General features: G+C 40.8%; 12 protein-coding genes. 8 read left to right on the top strand and 4 right to left on the bottom strand.

The window, feature by feature from the left end:
• Positions 1-42: 42 nt before the first annotated feature.
• The 3 genes from CBM24_RS25640 to CBM24_RS28000 are packed head-to-tail and all read right to left on the bottom strand — an operon-like array spanning position 43 to position 1,509.
• The gene (locus CBM24_RS25640; RefSeq protein WP_232475636.1) at positions 43-975 is read right to left on the bottom strand and encodes an EamA family transporter; all 933 of its coding nucleotides are present in this window, start codon (positions 973-975) and stop codon (positions 43-45) included.
• A 3-nt stretch (positions 976-978) separates the two neighbouring features.
• Positions 979-1,365, bottom strand: coding sequence for a RidA family protein (locus CBM24_RS25635; protein WP_075994494.1), 387 nt, complete (start codon positions 1,363-1,365; stop codon positions 979-981).
• Positions 1,366-1,377: 12 nt separating this feature from the next.
• On the bottom strand, positions 1,378-1,509 hold the full coding sequence (locus CBM24_RS28000) for a DUF6728 family protein (RefSeq protein WP_317042022.1): 132 nt from the start codon (positions 1,507-1,509) through the stop codon (positions 1,378-1,380).
• 147 nt (positions 1,510-1,656) lie between these two features.
• Between CBM24_RS28000 and nagA the strand changes: the two genes are divergently transcribed.
• From nagA to CBM24_RS25620, 3 genes are all read left to right on the top strand, one after another.
• Entirely contained in the window at positions 1,657-2,763 is a 1,107-nt protein-coding gene (gene nagA / locus CBM24_RS25630; protein ID WP_088163226.1) for an N-acetylglucosamine-6-phosphate deacetylase, read from the top strand.
• Between the two features lie 95 nt (positions 2,764-2,858).
• Positions 2,859-4,484, top strand: a complete 1,626-nt coding sequence (locus tag CBM24_RS25625) for a glycoside hydrolase family 10 protein (RefSeq protein WP_088163225.1) — start codon at positions 2,859-2,861, stop codon at positions 4,482-4,484.
• Between the two features lie 96 nt (positions 4,485-4,580).
• Positions 4,581-5,135 carry an acyl-CoA thioesterase gene (locus CBM24_RS25620; protein ID WP_088163803.1) on the top strand — a complete coding sequence of 185 codons (555 nt, stop codon included), beginning with the start codon at positions 4,581-4,583 and terminating at the stop codon, positions 5,133-5,135.
• Between the two features lie 15 nt (positions 5,136-5,150).
• On the opposite strand, the gene CBM24_RS25615 is transcribed toward CBM24_RS25620, so the two are convergent.
• A complete protein-coding gene (locus tag CBM24_RS25615; protein WP_088163224.1) occupies positions 5,151-5,798 on the bottom strand; it encodes a DUF6266 family protein in 648 nt (215 codons plus the stop codon).
• Between the two features lie 628 nt (positions 5,799-6,426).
• On the opposite strand from CBM24_RS25615, the gene CBM24_RS25610 reads away from it, so the two are divergent.
• The 5 genes from CBM24_RS25610 (at position 6,427) to CBM24_RS25590 (ending at position 17,277) form a co-directional block, all read left to right on the top strand.
• A complete protein-coding gene (locus CBM24_RS25610) occupies positions 6,427-9,585 on the top strand; it encodes a SusC/RagA family TonB-linked outer membrane protein (protein ID WP_088163223.1) in 3,159 nt (1,052 codons plus the stop codon).
• A gap of 7 nt (positions 9,586-9,592) precedes the next feature.
• Complete coding sequence (locus CBM24_RS25605; RefSeq protein ID WP_088163221.1) at positions 9,593-11,365, top strand: SusD/RagB family nutrient-binding outer membrane lipoprotein; 1,773 nt, start codon at positions 9,593-9,595, stop codon at positions 11,363-11,365.
• A gap of 60 nt (positions 11,366-11,425) precedes the next feature.
• Complete coding sequence (locus CBM24_RS25600) at positions 11,426-12,082, top strand: N-acetylmuramoyl-L-alanine amidase (RefSeq protein WP_088163220.1); 657 nt, start codon at positions 11,426-11,428, stop codon at positions 12,080-12,082.
• Positions 12,083-12,525: 443 nt separating this feature from the next.
• Positions 12,526-13,770 (top strand): exo-beta-N-acetylmuramidase NamZ domain-containing protein, encoded by a 1,245-nt coding sequence (locus tag CBM24_RS25595; RefSeq protein WP_198386000.1) that lies wholly within the window; start codon positions 12,526-12,528, stop codon positions 13,768-13,770.
• A gap of 51 nt (positions 13,771-13,821) precedes the next feature.
• Complete coding sequence (locus CBM24_RS25590) at positions 13,822-17,277, top strand: SusC/RagA family TonB-linked outer membrane protein (protein WP_088163219.1); 3,456 nt, start codon at positions 13,822-13,824, stop codon at positions 17,275-17,277.
• Positions 17,278-17,283: the final 6 nt, after the last annotated feature.

Raw genomic sequence — 17,283 nt, 5'->3', positions numbered from 1 at the left:
CAGTGTACTTGATTTAAGGGTTCATTGAAAATAATAAATGATCTATTGTTTTGCATGCGTCTTCGATGTGGATACTGACTCCTTGATGTTTTTGATATTAAAAAGGATAATTGCAACAAGTATGATTCCGTAAGCAATATATTTTATTGGAGAAACGGGTTCTCGGAAATAGGTCGCGGCCAAAGTAAATGCGATCAGCGGATTAATATAGAGCAGAACGCCAGTCGTTGTTGATGAAATGCCAACGAGTGCATACATGCTCAGGAAAAGGGGGATAATCGTAAATAGCGATGCGATAAGAACTATGGTGCACCAAAATAGGGGTTCTGCCGGAATTATATGATGATTGTAGATCAGTTTGGGAATCACAAACAATGCACATATACTGAGCTGGATCACCAATTGATTGAGTTTATCGAAACCTGTAGATACCCGTTGTACGATCAGATAAAAAGCGTAGCAGGTGGCAATAGTAATAGCCCAGAGGACATCATGTAACGAACCTTTTGCAAGAAGGCAAACGCTGCCAAAAGCAATAAAAAGTGCTGTTTTTTGCCAGCTCGTTAGCTTCTCCTTGAGTATGAGGTAGGCTCCCGCCGCAGTGATCAAGGGGCAGGTCAGGTAGGCCAATGCCGCAGACTGAATGCTGATGTGGTTGACCGCATAGATATAGGTAAACCAGTTTCCAAAGATGAACGCCGACGCGAGCAGGGTAAGGCAGGTCTGGCGAAGCTTGCCCACCCGAGGTAGAAGTTGGAACTTCCGAATATCAGCTTGCATGGTTTTCCTTCGAAACAACAGCAGGTATATCCAGAGGATCAGGAGCGCCGTTATTATTCTAAAATACAGAATATCCTCGGCCGGATAGCCACGTATCCAGCGTACAGGGATAGACATAAACCCCCAGATAAAAGGGGCCAAAAAAGCCGCGAAAAGATATTTTCCGCGGCTTGTTGTTTCGTTGCTATTTTCCACGGATTAATCTTTCCAGGCAATCACTGAAATTTCGACATTGACGTTCTTGGGAAGAGTTTTGACCGCAACACACTCGCGTGCAGGCTGCGCTTCTTTAAAATATTCCGCATATACTTCATTGACTAATGCAAAATTGCCCATATCACTTAAGAAAATCGAAGCTTTGACAACATCTTCAAAAGTATATCCCGCATGTGTCAGGATAGCTTCAACATTTTTCAGTACCTGGTGCGCTTCGTCTTTAACTCCAGATGAAATTAACTCCATTGTTTCGGGAATCAATGGAATTTGTCCAGAGACATATAATGTATTACCGGCTTTGATAGCCTGATTATAGGGGCCAATTGCAGCAGGAGCTTTGTCGGTATTTAAGATTTCTTTTTTTGACATGGATAACAGTGTTTAGGATGTAAAAAATATTTTGTAGATCAGGCCCAATAAAAAGACAATAATGGCCGTTGCATTAATAATATGCATAGCTTTTATGCTGCCATTTGAGGGGCGATCGACGTTACGCTTTCTAAAAAAGTACATGGAACTAAGTTACAACAGTAAATTAGAAAGTGAAAATGAAAAGATCAAAAACTTTGAAGGAACTCTCGGTAGACGATAAAACAAAATCTTGTACAAGTGGACGGATTTTTTTGAATTTTGGTAACTTGGTAAACGAAAAAAAATTATATGAATAAGATAGCATTAATTGGAGGCAGAATATACACTGGTGAGTCGATTTTGGAACAAAAAGCATTGCTGATCAGCGAAGGTAAAATTATAGCGATTGTCAGTGATCAGGAGGTGCCTGCAGATTATACCAGTTATCCAGTTAACGGGTCTAATATTTGCGCTGGGCTGATTGACCTTCAATTGTATGGTGACGGATCGGACTTGTATTCCGCCGAGCGTAGTGTAGCCTCTTTGGAACGCATCGCCGAGGGTTTGGTCGGTAAAGGTACGACTTCTTTTATGATGACCCTGGCGACCAATACCATCCCTGTATTTAAAGATGCCATTCGGGTGGCAGAAGGTTTCCGACATGATGCATTTTTAGGATTGCATTTGGAAGGCCCTTTCTTGAATCCTAAAAAACGGGGTGCTCATCCTGCGGAATTAATTATCGAGCCTACGAAGGAAAAGATTGACGATCTTTTGGCAGGAAATCAGGTTGTCAAGATGATGACCATAGCGCCTGAATGTATAACGGACGATGTCTTAAAGTATTTGCAGAGCTATAATTTGCTGCTCAGTGCGGGGCATAGTGATGCTACTTTTGAGGCAGGTACCCATGGTTATGATTTGGGGATTCCAACAAGCACCCACCTGTTTAATGCAATGTCGCCTTTACATCATCGCGAAGTTGGGTTGGTCGGTGCAATTTTTAATCATCCGACGGCACAGGCAAGTATTATTGTCGACGGACATCATGTAAGCTTTGAAGCGGTAAAAATTGCGAAACGTCAGATGGGTGAGCGGCTGTTTATGATTACTGATGCTGTAGCCAGTTGCGATAAAGATATTTATCAGCATGTGTTGAACGATGGATATTATGCTTTGCCTGATGGTACCATTTCAGGGGCTGCAATCTCTTTGCTCGAAGGGGTGAAAAATGCTGTGCAAAAGGTGGGTATACCACGCGATGAAGCGATCCGAATGGCTACGCTGTATCCCGCAAATCTTTTAAATAGAGGTGATATCGGAAATCTCAATCATGGAAGTATGGCGAATGTTATTGTCTTTAATGACGACTTTAAGCTGGAGCAGGTGATCTTCAAAGGAGAGCTAAAGCGCTGATCCATTTCGGAGAAGATTGACCGACAGACCGAGATTGACTAATATTATCCGTATCTTCGTTAGTTATTTTTGAAAAAACACTATTCTATAGATTGATGAAACGTTCCCTATTATTTTTAGCGGCAGCACTTTTTGTTTTATCTTCTTGTTCATCCAAGAAAAATAAAAAACAGGAGCCTGTCAATACCACAACTACAACTGTCGAAATTGTAAAAAAAGATCCGCCTTCGGTACCTAAGCGGGAACGGGTGAAAAATACAATTGAAACAAAAGAACAGCCAGTTGCAGAAAAGAAGAAGGAAATCGTTGTCGATCTTCCGGTGTTACCGCGCGAGTTTCGTGCAGCTTGGGTGGCCTCTGTTGCAAATATCAATTGGCCGAGCAAAAACAACCTGAGTACGGCCGAGCAGCAACAGGAAGCGATTGGTATATTGGATTTTTTGAAAAATAATAATTTTAATGCTGTTGTTTTTCAGGTACGCCCATCAGCCGATGCTTTTTATAAAAGTGATCTTGAGCCCTGGTCGTACTTTTTGACCGGTACAGAGGGGCAAGCACCTTCTCCTTATTACGATCCGCTTGATTTTTGGGTGGAGCAGGCGCATAAAAGAGGGATTGAACTTCATGTTTGGTTGAACCCCTACCGTGCCCACCATACCGCTGGCGGCGCCGTTACTTCAGCTTCCATGGCGCGCAAAATGCCCGAGTCGGTTGTTAAATTGAAACAGGGCTATTATTGGTTTGATCCATCCAAAAAATCTACACAGGATCACGCCGCGCGCGTGGTTATGGATATTGTCAAACGTTATGATATCGATGGTGTGCATTTCGACGATTATTTCTATCCTTACGCGGAATACAATGGTGGCCAGGATTTTCCGGATTCAGATAGTTACAATGAATACAAACGTAATGGTGGGGATCTATCGCGCGGAGACTTCCGTAGAAATAGTGTAAATACCTTTATCGAACGTATCTATAAGGATATTAAGAAAGAGAAGAATTTTGTGAAATTCGGTATCAGTCCCTTTGGTATCTGGAAACCTGGTTATCCGTCAGGAATTCAGGGGTCTAGCCAGTATGACATGCTTTATGCAGATGCTAAATTATGGTTGAACAAAGGCTGGATAGACTATTTTGCTCCGCAGTTGTATTGGCCTATACAGCCAGCCAAACAGAGTTATACGGCTTTGTTAAAATGGTGGGAAAGTGAAAATACGTTGGGGCGCCACCTTTGGCCGGGCATCAATACGGTTGGCAGACGTGGTCCGGAATATGTTCAGGAAATTGTGAATCAAGTGGAGGCAGCACGTACACTATTGCCTGATAACCGGGAAGGTGTAATCCACTGGAGTTTGGCGGGACTGACCAAAAACCCGGCCATGACACAAGCTTTGGTGAATGGTCCTTATCAGGTGAAAGCATTGGTGCCAACAAGTCCTTGGTTGAATGCAAATCCTTTGTTGAAACCGACTTTGCTACTGACTCCTCAAGGGGGCAATATCTTTGCGAAATGGCAGCACCAGCAAATTGATCAGGTTTCAAAATGGGTACTATATCTCAACTACGGTGGGGTATGGCAATATGAGATTCTGGATCCGGGGGTTACAAGTAAGGACATTCCAGCGGCATTGAACAACAAAAAACTGCAGTATGTTGCGGTAAAAGCTGTTGACCGTCTGAGCAACGAAGGGCCTTATATCGCTGAGAAGATAAAATAACGAGTTGTTGTATCAACACTTAAAAAAGGGATATCTGAATTTTAGATATCCCTTTTTTGTTTTGAATTGTAATCTATGCAAGGTAAATTTATAGGTATGGAAGAAATCTATAAAACGGTAAGCGACTCTGTGATCCGGATGTCACAGCTGATGTTGCCCTCGAATGCTAATTTTGGTGGTAAAATACACGGCGGATATATTTTATCATTGATGGATCAGATCGCATTTGCTGTGGCGTCCAAATTTTCTGCACATTATTGTGTAACGGCGTCAGTTGGCAAGGTTGATTTTTTGAAGCCTATTGAGGTGGGTGAATTGGTGACATTGATCGCTTCTGTGAATTATGTAGGTAACTCTTCCATGGAAGTCGGTATTCGGGTCGAAGCCATGAATATTCAGACGGGTGAAACCAAGCATTGTAATTCCTCTTACTTTACGATGGTGGCAAAAGATGAAACAGGCAAGCCTGCCCGGGTGCCAAGGTTAATATTGGAGACCGAAAAAGATGTATTTCGTTTCTACCGCTGTGTGGTGAAGATGGAGGTCGACAAAGAAAGGGATCGCGCTATTCACGATCTGGAAACGGACTCTGCCGAGCAGCAAGCTTATATCACAGCGCATTTTGATGTGAAGATCAGTCTGAGCTCTTAGGTCTTCTTCCCTTTCTTACCATTCAAATGTTCCTAGATATTTACTGTCTGTGCATTGATCGCTTCCGTCTGTTTTGTAGAAAAATACATAGACATGGTAGTTGCCGACGGTCTGCTGTCGGGTTAGGGTGGCTGTCTGTGTTTTATGCGTCAGGGGATTCATGCTTTCATTTGTGAAAGCGCACTCATCGGGATTGTATAACAGCAAACGACAATTACTTGAGCTAATGTCATATTGCGATGCGGTATTTGCGTCGTATTCCCAGGTGAGTGTAAATGTTTTTGTCTCTTTATCTACCTGAAATGTGTAGGTGGAAATCGGATTGGGGGTCCCTTTACTCACGCGAAAGTTTTCATAATTGATGGCATGGCCAGTTGCGGTTTTTTCTATCGCATGATTGAGATTGTAGGACATGGCGTTACTATAGGCCTTTTTATCGGGGTTATAGTTTTTAAATCCGATCCTTAATAAGCCTAGCATTGGAGAGATGAATTTCTGGATGAGGGAAAAACGCGACCTTGATTGAATTTGATCTGCAGAAGGTTTTTTTCTGGTTTTCTTTGGTAGGCTCCTTGCATAGGTTGTATTTCCATTGGTAACAAACACGACTGATCCTGCTTTGCCCGAAAGCGTGCCATTGGCACCGTTTTTAATGACTGCCATAATATTAAGTTAATTGCTATTGATTTTTCTTTAAGTTACAAAATAAATAGGTATTGGTCAATATTAAGTTCGATTTTTTTTCGGAATTACAACGAAGCTTAAACGGAACTTAGTCGGACTTTATTCGGTAGAGACCGAAGAAGCACCGAAGGAGTACCGAACAAGTACCGAAGAAGCACCGAAGAAGCACCGAAGAAAGACGGAAGAAGAGCCGGGTAATATCCGAATACAATAGCTATTAATTAGTTTAAAGTGGCGGTGTAAATCGAATAATTCCTTGCATAAGCACGCTGTTGTGTGTTGGATGATGCATGCTGTTGGTGGTTTTGTTGTGCTAATGTTTGTTTTTTGCTCTTAAATGCGGTGAAAAGGTCTTGCTAAATGCTTTTATAAGATGTTTTTGTTTTTATTTTGCTGTGCTGTGCGTTTTTGCATCTGTTTTCATGTGGATTGATGGCTTTTTTGTTGTCAGATTGTGCGTTAATGTGTTTATTGTTATTTCTTTTTCAAATAATTACGCATAAGCTTGCAAAAATAGGAAGCTTTTCATACTATTGTGTAGTAATTGATATAAACCTAGGGTTGGAACCGCCCGTTATGGAAAATTATTAACAACTAACTAAAAACCATGAATAAAAAATTTCTCTTATTCTGTTCAGGGGTGATGCTGTCAACCAGTTTATGGGCACAGACCAAAACTGTAACGGGTAAAGTGACGAATGCCTCTGATGGTGGTACAATGCCTAATGTAACCGTGAGCATCAAAGGTAAATCTGTCAGTACACAAACCAAGCCCGATGGAAGTTTTACCATCAATGCAGAGCCAGGTGATATTTTGATTTTTAGAGCAGTGGGCTCTCAAGAAAGACAACAATTAGTCGGGACAAATGCAACGATCAATGTTGCGCTTTCTGGCAGTGAGGAGGCGCTTGAAGAGGTGGTTGTGACGGCAATGGGAATTAAGAAGGAAAAAAAAGCACTCGGTTATGCCGTTCAGGATATTAAATCGGATGAGTTGATGAAGAATAAGACCGCCAACGTGGTCAATTCATTGGCCGGTAAGATTGCGGGGGTAAACGTAACACAATCTTCGGGAGCAGCAGGTGCAGGTGCGCAGATTATCCTTCGCGGTGGTACTTCGCTAGAGCGGGATAACCAACCTTTATTTGTTGTCGACGGTATTATCTACGATAATTCAACACCCATTGGAGGGAATAGTGGATTTGATGGAATGCAGGCTACGTCAACTTCCAATAGCAACCGTGTCATGGATATTAATCCGGAAGATATTGAAAATGTTTCTGTGTTAAAAGGCCCTGCAGCAGCGGCGTTATATGGCTCACGTGCAGCGGCTGGAGCGGTTGTTATTACGACGAAACGTGGTAGTGAAGGGCGTGTTGAAATAGGCTTTTCGAGTCGTTTTTCTGCAAATTGGGCTAATCGTTTGCCTGAACAACAAGGTAAGTACAAGCGTGGGTACTATAACAGCGCTGGGACTTTAGATAACTATACAACACAATCTTGGGGAGAAGCTTTCAAGCCAGGGGAAGAAGTTTATGATAATGTTGGGGACTTTTTTCGGACGGCTACCGTTTTTGACAATACAGTCAATGTTACCGGGGGAAATAAGAATGGATCTTTTTATTTGTCAGGATCTCGTTTTGATCAGCAGGGTATTATCCCAGAAACTGGTTATGGAAAAACGGCTTTTCGCTTTAATGGTGATCAAAAATTCGGGAAATTAAGTGTAGGAGCCAATGTGGCCTATACTTTAGCCAATACCGATAAGACTTTAACTTCGGCGGGGCTGTATGGTTCTGGGGGAGCTGGAGCAATTTCTTCAGTTTACGGCTGGTCGAGAAGTGATGATATGAAGAAATATCTGAATGATGATGGAACCAAATATCGGATGTTCGAAGGTTTGCAGGAACTTCAGGATGATGTTGAAAACCCTTATTGGACGATAAATAGAAATAAATTAACCGATAATACAGAAAGGATCACAGGAAGTATTAATGCCAATATGAATATTTTCGATTGGTGGAATGTATCTTATCGTGTTGGGATGGATAGTTATTTAACTAAAAACTCTACATTAATTGCCGAAAACGGAGCTGTTAAACAACTTTGGCAAAACGGTATGATGTCTGAGAATGATTTGAAATTCAACTATTGGTCTTCCAATTTAATGTCCAACTTTAATAAGAAAATCGGTGATTTTGATTTAGGTGCCATGGTCGGTTATTTTGCTGAAGAGACCAAGGTGAATACAAATAGAAGGATGGGATATGATTTTGTCGTTAATAACTTCTATAGTTTTGGAAATATTGATAAAGCAAATAAGCTTTTTGATGAAGTTACCTCCAAGAAGAGGTTATATGGCCTATATGGTGAATTACGGGCTTCCTATAAAAATTTCCTTTTCTTAAATGTAACCGGTCGAAATGACTGGACATCCACGCTTCCGGTTGCAAATCAGTCCTATTTTTATCCATCTGTGGGAGGAAGTTTTGTTTTTACGGAGCTGTTGAAAGATAAAGGGCTAGATTGGCTGAGCTTTGGTAAGTTGCGTGCCTCTTGGGCCCGTGTAGGTAAGGACGCTACACCATATGCTACTAATACCTATCTGTGGACACCTAGAGAATCTCTAGGCGGAATTATTGGAACAGGAAATAGCTGGACAAAAGGGAATCCAAATCTTAAACCAGAAACTACAGGATCTTTTGAAGTTGGGGCTGAACTACGTTTCTTAAACGGTCGATTGGGCGTAGATTACGCGTATTACACCAATAATTCGTATAATCAGATCCTTTCACCACGTTTAGGACAGTCTGTGGGTTATATTTTTGTCTCGGTCAATGCGGGCGATATTTACAACAAAGGTATGGAGCTCTCATTAACGGGTAAACCTATAAAAAGAGAAAATTTTGAATGGGATGTTACCTTAAATATGTCTCGGAATAAGGGGACAGTAGATAACCTGATTTCTGGCGTGGACATTCTTTATGTAACGGATGTGCAAGTTGGTAATGCTAAGGCTGCGTCATTCAATGGTGGAAGCTTTATGGGTATTTCTGGATCAAAATATGCGCGCACTCCGGATGGTAAGTTGATCCTTGATGCCAATACAGGTATGCCAACTAGTGATAATGCGACGACGTATAATATCGGTAATCGGGAGCCGAAATTAATTGGCGGTTTAAATAATAGTTTGACCTACAAAAATTTCAACCTCTCATTTTTGTTGGACTATCGTATTGGCGGTGATATTTATAACGGAACAGATTATGCGATGACACTTAATGGGTTGAGCATGCGTACATTGGAACGTGATGAATTGACATTGTCTGGTGTTGTGAATACTGGGACAGCTGCAGCTCCAGTTTATGAGGATAAAACATTTACATTCAATGCAAATGAATCTTATCTGGTGAGTGGGGCGCAAACAAGTGGTAAAAAGATCATTCAAGACTATTGGGGGGTACATTATATAAAAGAAAGTGCCAATTTTATGACGAAAACCAATTGGCTGAGATTACGCACTGTTTCCGTTTCTTATGATTTCGGAAATTCTTTGCTTAAAAAATCTAATGTTTCCAAAGTTATTAAAGGGTTGACCGCGACGCTGACAGGTACGAATTTATGGCTTTTGACTAATTATAAAGGATTGGATCCAGAGGCTAGTGCAGCAGGATCGGGAGTGACAGGTTCGAGTTCTGTTGGTATTGATTATAATGGAGTGCCGAGCACTGCAGGTGTAACTTTTGGTGTTAATTTAAAATTCTAAGCACATTATGAAAAAATCAAAATATTTATTGGCTTTGGTGATAGGGGTGGCTAGTCTTTCTTCCTGTAGCAAGGGTTGGTTGGATATCAATGTGGATCCCAATACACCTTCTAGTACGGTAGCATCGGTTGATAGTCGATTGGCATGGATTCAGCATTATTATTTATATGCGCAAGGTACTGCTGGGGCGCGTGCGGGTTATGTGACACAACAGTTGAGTTTTACGAATGGTACCGCTTCCAACAGTATGATTGCTGGTTGGAACCCCATTGCAGGGATGTCGACGACACCTTATCAGTTCTTTTTTGTGGGAGCAGGGGCCAATTTCTCTGATTTAGAGGTAAAAGCCAAAGCAGAAAATGCCTATCATTATATTGGTGCGATGAAGGCAATTCGTGCCATGGGTTTTATGCTGATGACAGATTGGTATGGGGAAATGCCTTATACAGAGGCATTGGGAGATGTTATCACCCCCAAATTTGATGATGGAAAAACTATTTTTGAAGGTTGCCTAAAGGAAATTGATGAAGCTATTGCTTATCTCAAGATGGAGCAACCTGCCACAGCGACGGCTTTGTCTGCGGGAGATAGCTGGAACGGTGGGGATGTTTCGAAATGGATAAAGATGTGTTATGGAGTAAAAGCGCGCTGGTTAAATAACTTATCGAAAAAATCAAGTTTGTACAAGCCTGATGATATTTTGGCTGCATTAAATAATGCGCCATTAGCCATTAATGAAAGTACAATTGTAAATCATGTTGACGTACAGGGGGATAATCTTGGCGATATTTTGTTTGCAGATCCAGTTAAGACTTCCATTATTTATGATAATGTGGGGATGAATTCCAATATTTTGGTGACCAAATGGTATGAGAATTTATTGACCAATTTTGATAACAAAAATGTCGAAGATCCGAGGGCAGATAAGTTGATTCCATGGGCGGAATATGGTATTCCGAAGAAAATGGTACGTTCTAAAGGGGTTGATATGCAGTCTGATATCCGTATGAAATCTGGTCCTATTGTGGCTTCATATAACGCGAAAGATGTTGCTATTGAAAGTAATAATCGTTCGGTGGCTCCGCATAGTTGGTATATCAATTCAGCGAACACTGCCCGCTGGGGTGACACCGTATATGTTTCGTTTAGGAGCACCTCGAATGCAAAGGCCGAGAAAACACCGGATATTTATAAATGGGACGACGGTGTTGTTGCTGCAAGTGGAACTTTTTATTCGCGACCCGATGCACCGACTCATCTCTTAACATCTGTTGAAATGAATTTTATTAAAGCGGAGGTGTTATTTAAAAAAGGTGATAAGGCAGGTGCTTTTGCTGCTTATAAAACTGCTATACAAGGGCATATTGACTTAATGAATCTTAAGTTGGCTACTTATGGCAACGTCAATCAGAGCAAATCTCCAATGGCTCAAAGTAAAATTGATGAATTTATCAATAAAGGTATTGGAACTGCTGCAGATATTACACTGCCGAAAATTATGACACAAAAGTTTATAGCGATGTCTTTTACGCAACAGAACTGGAATGATATGCGACGTTATGATTTTAGTGCTAATGTATATCCTGGCTGGAGCGTTCCCTATGAGTACACGGTTACAGCGGCCGCGAAAACTAAAATACCCGATGGTAAACAATTTAGACGTGTTAGACAAGTGTCGCATGAGATCAACTACAATGCGCAAAGCCTAATGGCATCACATCCTAATGCTTTAAGTGATGATATTTGGTCTTATCCAGTATGGTGGGATATTGCCGAATAATATAAAATATGTATTGTACAAAGCCGTTTTTTAACGGCTTTGTTTTTGTAATTTTAACGTATGAAATTCACTAATTATTTAACGACAGCTGTTGCGTTGCTGTTGGCATCTGTAGGATTTGCACAATCACCCAAGATTGTTCAAAAACCGATTACTTGGAATCAAGAACGTATTCAGCTGTCTTTGGATTATTTGAAAAATAGACATGGTCTGACGCAGTCAACACCGATTATCCATCCTAAAATGGTGGTGGTACATTGGACGGCCAATAACAGTGTAAAGGCAACTTTTAACACCTTTAATCCCGTACGGCTTCCGGGGCGTCCGGAACTGACCAAGGCCAGTCCATTGAACGTGTCTTCGCAATTTGTCATTGATCGGGATGGGACTATTTACCAGTTTCTGCCCGATTCTATTTTTGCGCGGCATACGATAGGTCTCAATTATTGCGCGATCGGTATTGAGAATATAGGTAGCCGTCAGAACCCGTTGACCGATGCGCAGCTAAAAGCTAATGAAGAACTGATCCGCTATCTCAGTAAAAAATATCCCATCGAATTTGTATTGGGTCATCATGAATATCAGCGTTTTAAGAAAACAAGTTGGTGGAAAGAAACTGATCCCAATTATATCACGGGTAAAGATGATCCGGGAGATAAATTTATGAATAACTTGAGAAAAAATTTGACTGACTTAAAATTGAATCCGCTCCCTTAGGTAGGTGTGATATTTTTTTTGATGCCTGTCGGATTAACAGCTGATGTTGAGCGAATGTATTTTATAGCTATTGTTTATTGGAAGGTAATCGTATTGATCCTGCTGATTTGCTGTATTTTGCTGTGTTGTTAATGATGTGTTAATTGTATCTTATATGTTACAATATATTGTTATTTGTACACTTTCTATTTCTTTATCCTTTGTTTTGTTTTATAGTAAAGTTCTGATAATTAGCTTTTCATATTTTTTTTAAAACAAATTGTTTATTGTTTATTAATCAATTTTGCTAGTTCTGTCTGCTTATTGTATAAGTGAACACTTACTTTCTTTTGCGTTTTTGTGTAGTTTTTAGTTTTAAAAACGAAAAGTTCTACTTACTTTTATTCTGATTTTCAATTATTCATGCATAAAACTGCATTTATGCATGAGCTAAAAGTCTATTTATGATGAAAACTACCGTACTAAATTTGACCTTTTTGGTTACGATTGTCACCTGTATTTCTTGTGGAAGTTCGTTGAAGTCTGTTCGGACTAATGAAAAAGCAGGAAACAGCATTTCTGGTGATATAACGAACAAGGTTGTTGTGCCAGGGGCAGATCAGTTAGCCTTGTATCTACCGCAATTAAAAGGTAAAAAAGTAGGGGTGATGGGGAATCAGACATCTATTGTTGGGTCGGATAAAAAACATCTCGTTGATGTTTTAATGGATAATAACGTTGACTTAAAATTTGCCTTTGCTCCTGAGCATGGCTTCCGTGGTAATGTAGAGCGTGGCGAGAAGTTTGGAAATGATATTGATCAGAAAACAGGTTTACCACTATTTACATTATATGGTGGAAATAAGAAACAGGATTCGATTGTCAATTCCATCGATGTTATGATTTTCGATCTACAGGATGTCGGAGCGCGTTTTTACACTTATATCACTTCCTTACATCGTGTGATGGAGCTTTGTGCAAAGCATAACAAAAAATTAATTGTATTAGATCGCCCAAATCCGAATGGAGATCAGGTCGACGGTCCAGTAAGGCATGACGATAAGTTTAAATCCGATGTTTCTTGGCATAAAATAGCAATGATCCACGGTTTGACAATTGGTGAGTTGGCACAGATGATCAATGGGGAACACTGGTTGGAAAATGGTCGTCAGGCAGATGTGCAGGTTGTAAAAGTACAAAACTGGGATCACAAAACGATGTACGATTTGCCGGTAATTCCTTCACCAAGTCTACCCAATCAGCTTTCTGTACGATTGTATCTTTCATTATGCCTTTTCGAAGGAACTGATATTTCGGTAGGGCGTGGGACGGATTGGCCATTCCAGGTTTTGGGGTATACAAATCCGGTGTACGGCTCCTTTACGTTTACTCCGGGTGAACGTCATGGTATGTCCAAGCATGTGGAGGGGAAAGGTGCGACGAATTATGGTATAGATCTACGTGCCCTGGATCCTGAAAAGCAAAAATTCACACTAAAATATGTCCTGGATTTTTATCAAAAGACGCCTGATAAATCGACTTTCTTTGCGAGGCCTGAATTTTTTGACAAGCTCGCAGGCACTGATCAGTTGCGTAAGCAGATTCTTGCAGGTAAATCCGAGGCACAGATTCGCGCTTCCTGGTCGGATGACTTGAAAAACTATAAACAAATGCGTAAGAAGTATTTGTTATATACTGATTTTGAATAGCAATAACTAACAATATTAACTAGAATCATTTATTTTAAAACTCTATAATCAATGAGAAAATTTGTACTATTTTCTGTTGCTCTTGGATTGAGTTTTCCTTCTGAATCCTATTCTTTTACAAAAAAGGAAGGCTCTTTGAAGAACGTTAATTCAACAAGCGTTCTTTTAAGTTCTTCTGCAAAAAGTGCGGTTCAAAATACAGTGCAAGGTACTGTAACGGATGGAAAAGGTCCAGTCTCTGAAGTAAGCGTGTCTGTAATTGGTGGTAATGCATCAACGAAGACCGATGCGCAGGGGCATTTTAAAATTACAGCTGCCGTGGGGAGCAAGTTGCGTTTTTCATCCGTAGGTTATATTACACGAGAGGTTCCTGTGACTTCGAATTCGCTAAATGTAACTTTGGTCGATGATAATCAAACGTTGAATGAAGTCGTTGTTGTTGGATATGGTACGCAGAAAAAGAGTAACTTAACAGGTGCTGTTGCGTCAGTTAATATCAAAGAGACAATGCAAGGACGTCCTATTGCTGATGCAGGACGTGCCATGCAGGGTACGACACCAGGATTGAGTATCGTTATCCCGAGTGGAGAGGTGGGATCTGATCCAACGATCAAAATTCGCGGTCAAATAGGTTCAATAACTGGATCCAATAATCCATTGATATTACTGGATAATGTGGAGATTCCGAGTATCAATATTGTGAATCCCGATGATATTGAATCTATTTCAGTTTTAAAGGATGCCGCAGCATCATCTATTTACGGAGCTAAAGCCGCGTATGGTGTTATTTTAATTACAACAAAACAGGGAGCTAAAACTGATCAGGTGTCAGTAAATTATTCTAATAATTTCTCCTTTCAAAACCCATTCAAGAAATACGAAATGGGGACGGTTGATGCGTTGAGATATTCGTTGGATGCAGCTTTGCGCGTTGGTAGCAATTTTACTGGAGCTTTCTATAAAATAAATGAAGAAAGTTATCAAAAATCGGTTGAATGGCAGGATAAATATGGTAGCTCGGTCGGTAAAGATGATCCAACGTTGTATGGACGTGACTGGTATTATGATCCTGCAACAGGTTATAAATATGGCGTACGTACGTATGATCCTTATGACTATATGGTTCGTGAATGGGCTCCTACACAACAACATAATTTATCGCTATCGGGTAAGTCAGGTAAAACTTCTTATAATGTAGGATTAGGGTTGCTTGATCAGTCTGGTATGTTGAAGACTAATACGGACAAGTTCTCGAGATATAATGCTTCAGTACGGGTTTCTCATGAGATTAACAAATACATTACAGCGAGGGCAGGAGCTATTTATTCCCGTACGAATAAACAATATCCGTATGCAACGAATTCGACAACAGCAGATCCATGGTTATATATGTACCGTTGGAGTTCGCTGTATCCGTTTGGAAATGATGGAGACGGGGACCCAATTCGTAGTCCAGCTTATGAGACTGGTGCGGCAAACGTGGCGAGCCAGTTAAAAAACTATATGAATTTCAATGGTGGTGCTACTGTAAATTTCACGAAGAATTGGAAATTGGATTTTGATTACACATTGACCAATCAGGAGATGATCTGGAATAAGCCGGGTACACGTTTTACGGCAGGCAATTCCTGGGGAAATCCAGTAGCGAAAAAGGATGCAAATGGAAACCAGATGTATGTCGATGCAAATGGAAGCTATGTGGACGCATCTGCTGCGGGAGCGATGGCTGCATATGATCTAGATTATTTCCAATATACAGCTGCAGGCTCTAATCCTGACCATTACCGTAAGGAAGATGAGAATTTCTTGCGCCATACGATCAATGCCTTCTCTACTTACAATTTGAGCTTGGATGGTGGGCATGAGTTTAAATTTATGGCAGGTTTAAACCGTGTCGCGGAACAAACTGAAAATTCTTGGACACAAATTACAAACCTGCTGGATATCAAGAATCCACAATTAACGTTTGGATCGGGAACAGTGACTGGTTCCGGTTATAAAAAATGGGAATCTCAGATTGGTTTTTTTGGCCGGGTGAACTATGCTTATAAGGATAAATATTTGTTTGAAGCAAATTTACGTCGTGATGGATCGTCTAAATTTCCGACAAGCTTGCGCTGGAAATGGTATCCGTCGTTCTCTGCAGGTTGGGTGGTATCGCAAGAATCTTTTATGGACTGGTCACGTGAGTTCGTAAATCAATTTAAAATCCGCGGTTCATGGGGCTCGATTGGAGATCAGGCTGTTCCGAACAATTTGTATACAAGTTATATGACGAATGCCCAATCTAACTGGATTAACAGCTCAGGAAATAAGGATTGGTATGTAGGATCTCCTGCCGCCGTTTTATCTCAGGTGGGCTGGCAAGATATCCAGACCTTGGATTTTGGACTTGACGCAAGATTCCTCAAGAATAAACTGGGGCTTGTATTCGATTGGTATCAACGCGATACTAAAAATATGCTAGTGCCGATGGAAGGTGTTGCTGCGACTTTTGGTGCTGAGGCTCCTAAAGGTAATTTTGGCGCTTTACGTACGAGAGGTTGGGAGCTAGCAGTTGATTTTAACCACCGTTTCGAAAATGGTTTGGGGATTAATCTACGTGCAAACGTATCGGATGCAAAATCTGTCATCACAGAATACGGTACAACAACTTTAGTGGATGGATACTATAACGGTAAGACATTCGGTGAAATTTGGGGTTATGAAACGGATCGTCTGTATCAAAAAAGTGATTTCGTTTATGAAAATGGAAAACTAGTTACGACAACCGTCAATGGTAAGACAATGAACAAGTTGTCTGATCCAAATGGAGCTTACCAATCTTGGGTTCAAAATTCATCTACCTTCCTTTATGGTCCCGGTGATGTTAAGTTTAAGGATTTAAACGGAGATGGTGCTATAGATAACGGAAAGGGGACAATTTCAGATCATGGTGACCTTTCTGTGATCGGTAATTCGACGCCGAGGTATGAATATGGATTTCGTTTAGGGGCTGATTTCAAGGGCTTTGACTTCTCTGCGTTCTTCCAAGGTGTAGGTAGCCGTCAAGTTTGGGGAAAAGGGTTCTTGGCACAGGCCGGCTTTAATGCATCAGATGGAGCAATGCCTGCAGTTATGTCTTCAGATTATTGGACTGAAAATAATACGGGCGCATTTTATCCAGCAGCATACAGCAACGGTGGAACAGACAATATTAATAATATGCAGATACAAAGTCGCTATTTGTTGGATATGTCCTATTTGCGTATTAAGAACTTAACCTTGGGTTACACTCTTCCGAAGGGAACGTTGAGTCGAATCGGAGTAAGCAATTTACGTATATACACTGCTTTGGAAAACTTCTTTACATGGGATAAACTTAATGGCTTGCCTATCGACCCTGAAGCTGTTGTTGGGGTGAATATGTTTGTTGATCAGAGCTTGAATAATTACAATAGTGGCCGTATTGGTGTTGGAACGCCAACGTTCAAATCTGCTTCTTTTGGCGTTCAATTGACATTTTAATTGAAA

The organism is Sphingobacterium sp. G1-14, from assembly GCF_002196555.1.
Classification (GTDB): domain Bacteria; phylum Bacteroidota; class Bacteroidia; order Sphingobacteriales; family Sphingobacteriaceae; genus Sphingobacterium; species Sphingobacterium siyangense.
The sequence above is the reverse complement of the archived record's forward strand: the minus strand, read 5'-3'. Positions and strand labels throughout refer to the sequence as shown.

What these genes read in the sequence shown, in the direction of transcription:
- CBM24_RS25635 (WP_075994494.1), bottom strand. Translation starts at nt 1,365, where the DNA reads ATGTCAAAAAAAGAAATCTTAAATACCGACAAAGCTCCTGCTGCAATT.
- CBM24_RS28000 (WP_317042022.1), bottom strand. Translation starts at nt 1,509, where the DNA reads ATGTACTTTTTTAGAAAGCGTAACGTCGATCGCCCCTCAAATGGCAGC.
- nagA (WP_088163226.1), top strand. Translation starts at nt 1,657, where the DNA reads ATGAATAAGATAGCATTAATTGGAGGCAGAATATACACTGGTGAGTCG.
- CBM24_RS25625 (WP_088163225.1), top strand. Translation starts at nt 2,859, where the DNA reads ATGAAACGTTCCCTATTATTTTTAGCGGCAGCACTTTTTGTTTTATCT.
- CBM24_RS25620 (WP_088163803.1), top strand. Translation starts at nt 4,581, where the DNA reads ATGGAAGAAATCTATAAAACGGTAAGCGACTCTGTGATCCGGATGTCA.
- CBM24_RS25615 (WP_088163224.1), bottom strand. Translation starts at nt 5,798, where the DNA reads ATGGCAGTCATTAAAAACGGTGCCAATGGCACGCTTTCGGGCAAAGCA.
- CBM24_RS25610 (WP_088163223.1), top strand. Translation starts at nt 6,427, where the DNA reads ATGAATAAAAAATTTCTCTTATTCTGTTCAGGGGTGATGCTGTCAACC.
- CBM24_RS25605 (WP_088163221.1), top strand. Translation starts at nt 9,593, where the DNA reads ATGAAAAAATCAAAATATTTATTGGCTTTGGTGATAGGGGTGGCTAGT.
- CBM24_RS25600 (WP_088163220.1), top strand. Translation starts at nt 11,426, where the DNA reads ATGAAATTCACTAATTATTTAACGACAGCTGTTGCGTTGCTGTTGGCA.
- CBM24_RS25595 (WP_198386000.1), top strand. Translation starts at nt 12,526, where the DNA reads ATGATGAAAACTACCGTACTAAATTTGACCTTTTTGGTTACGATTGTC.
- CBM24_RS25590 (WP_088163219.1), top strand. Translation starts at nt 13,822, where the DNA reads ATGAGAAAATTTGTACTATTTTCTGTTGCTCTTGGATTGAGTTTTCCT.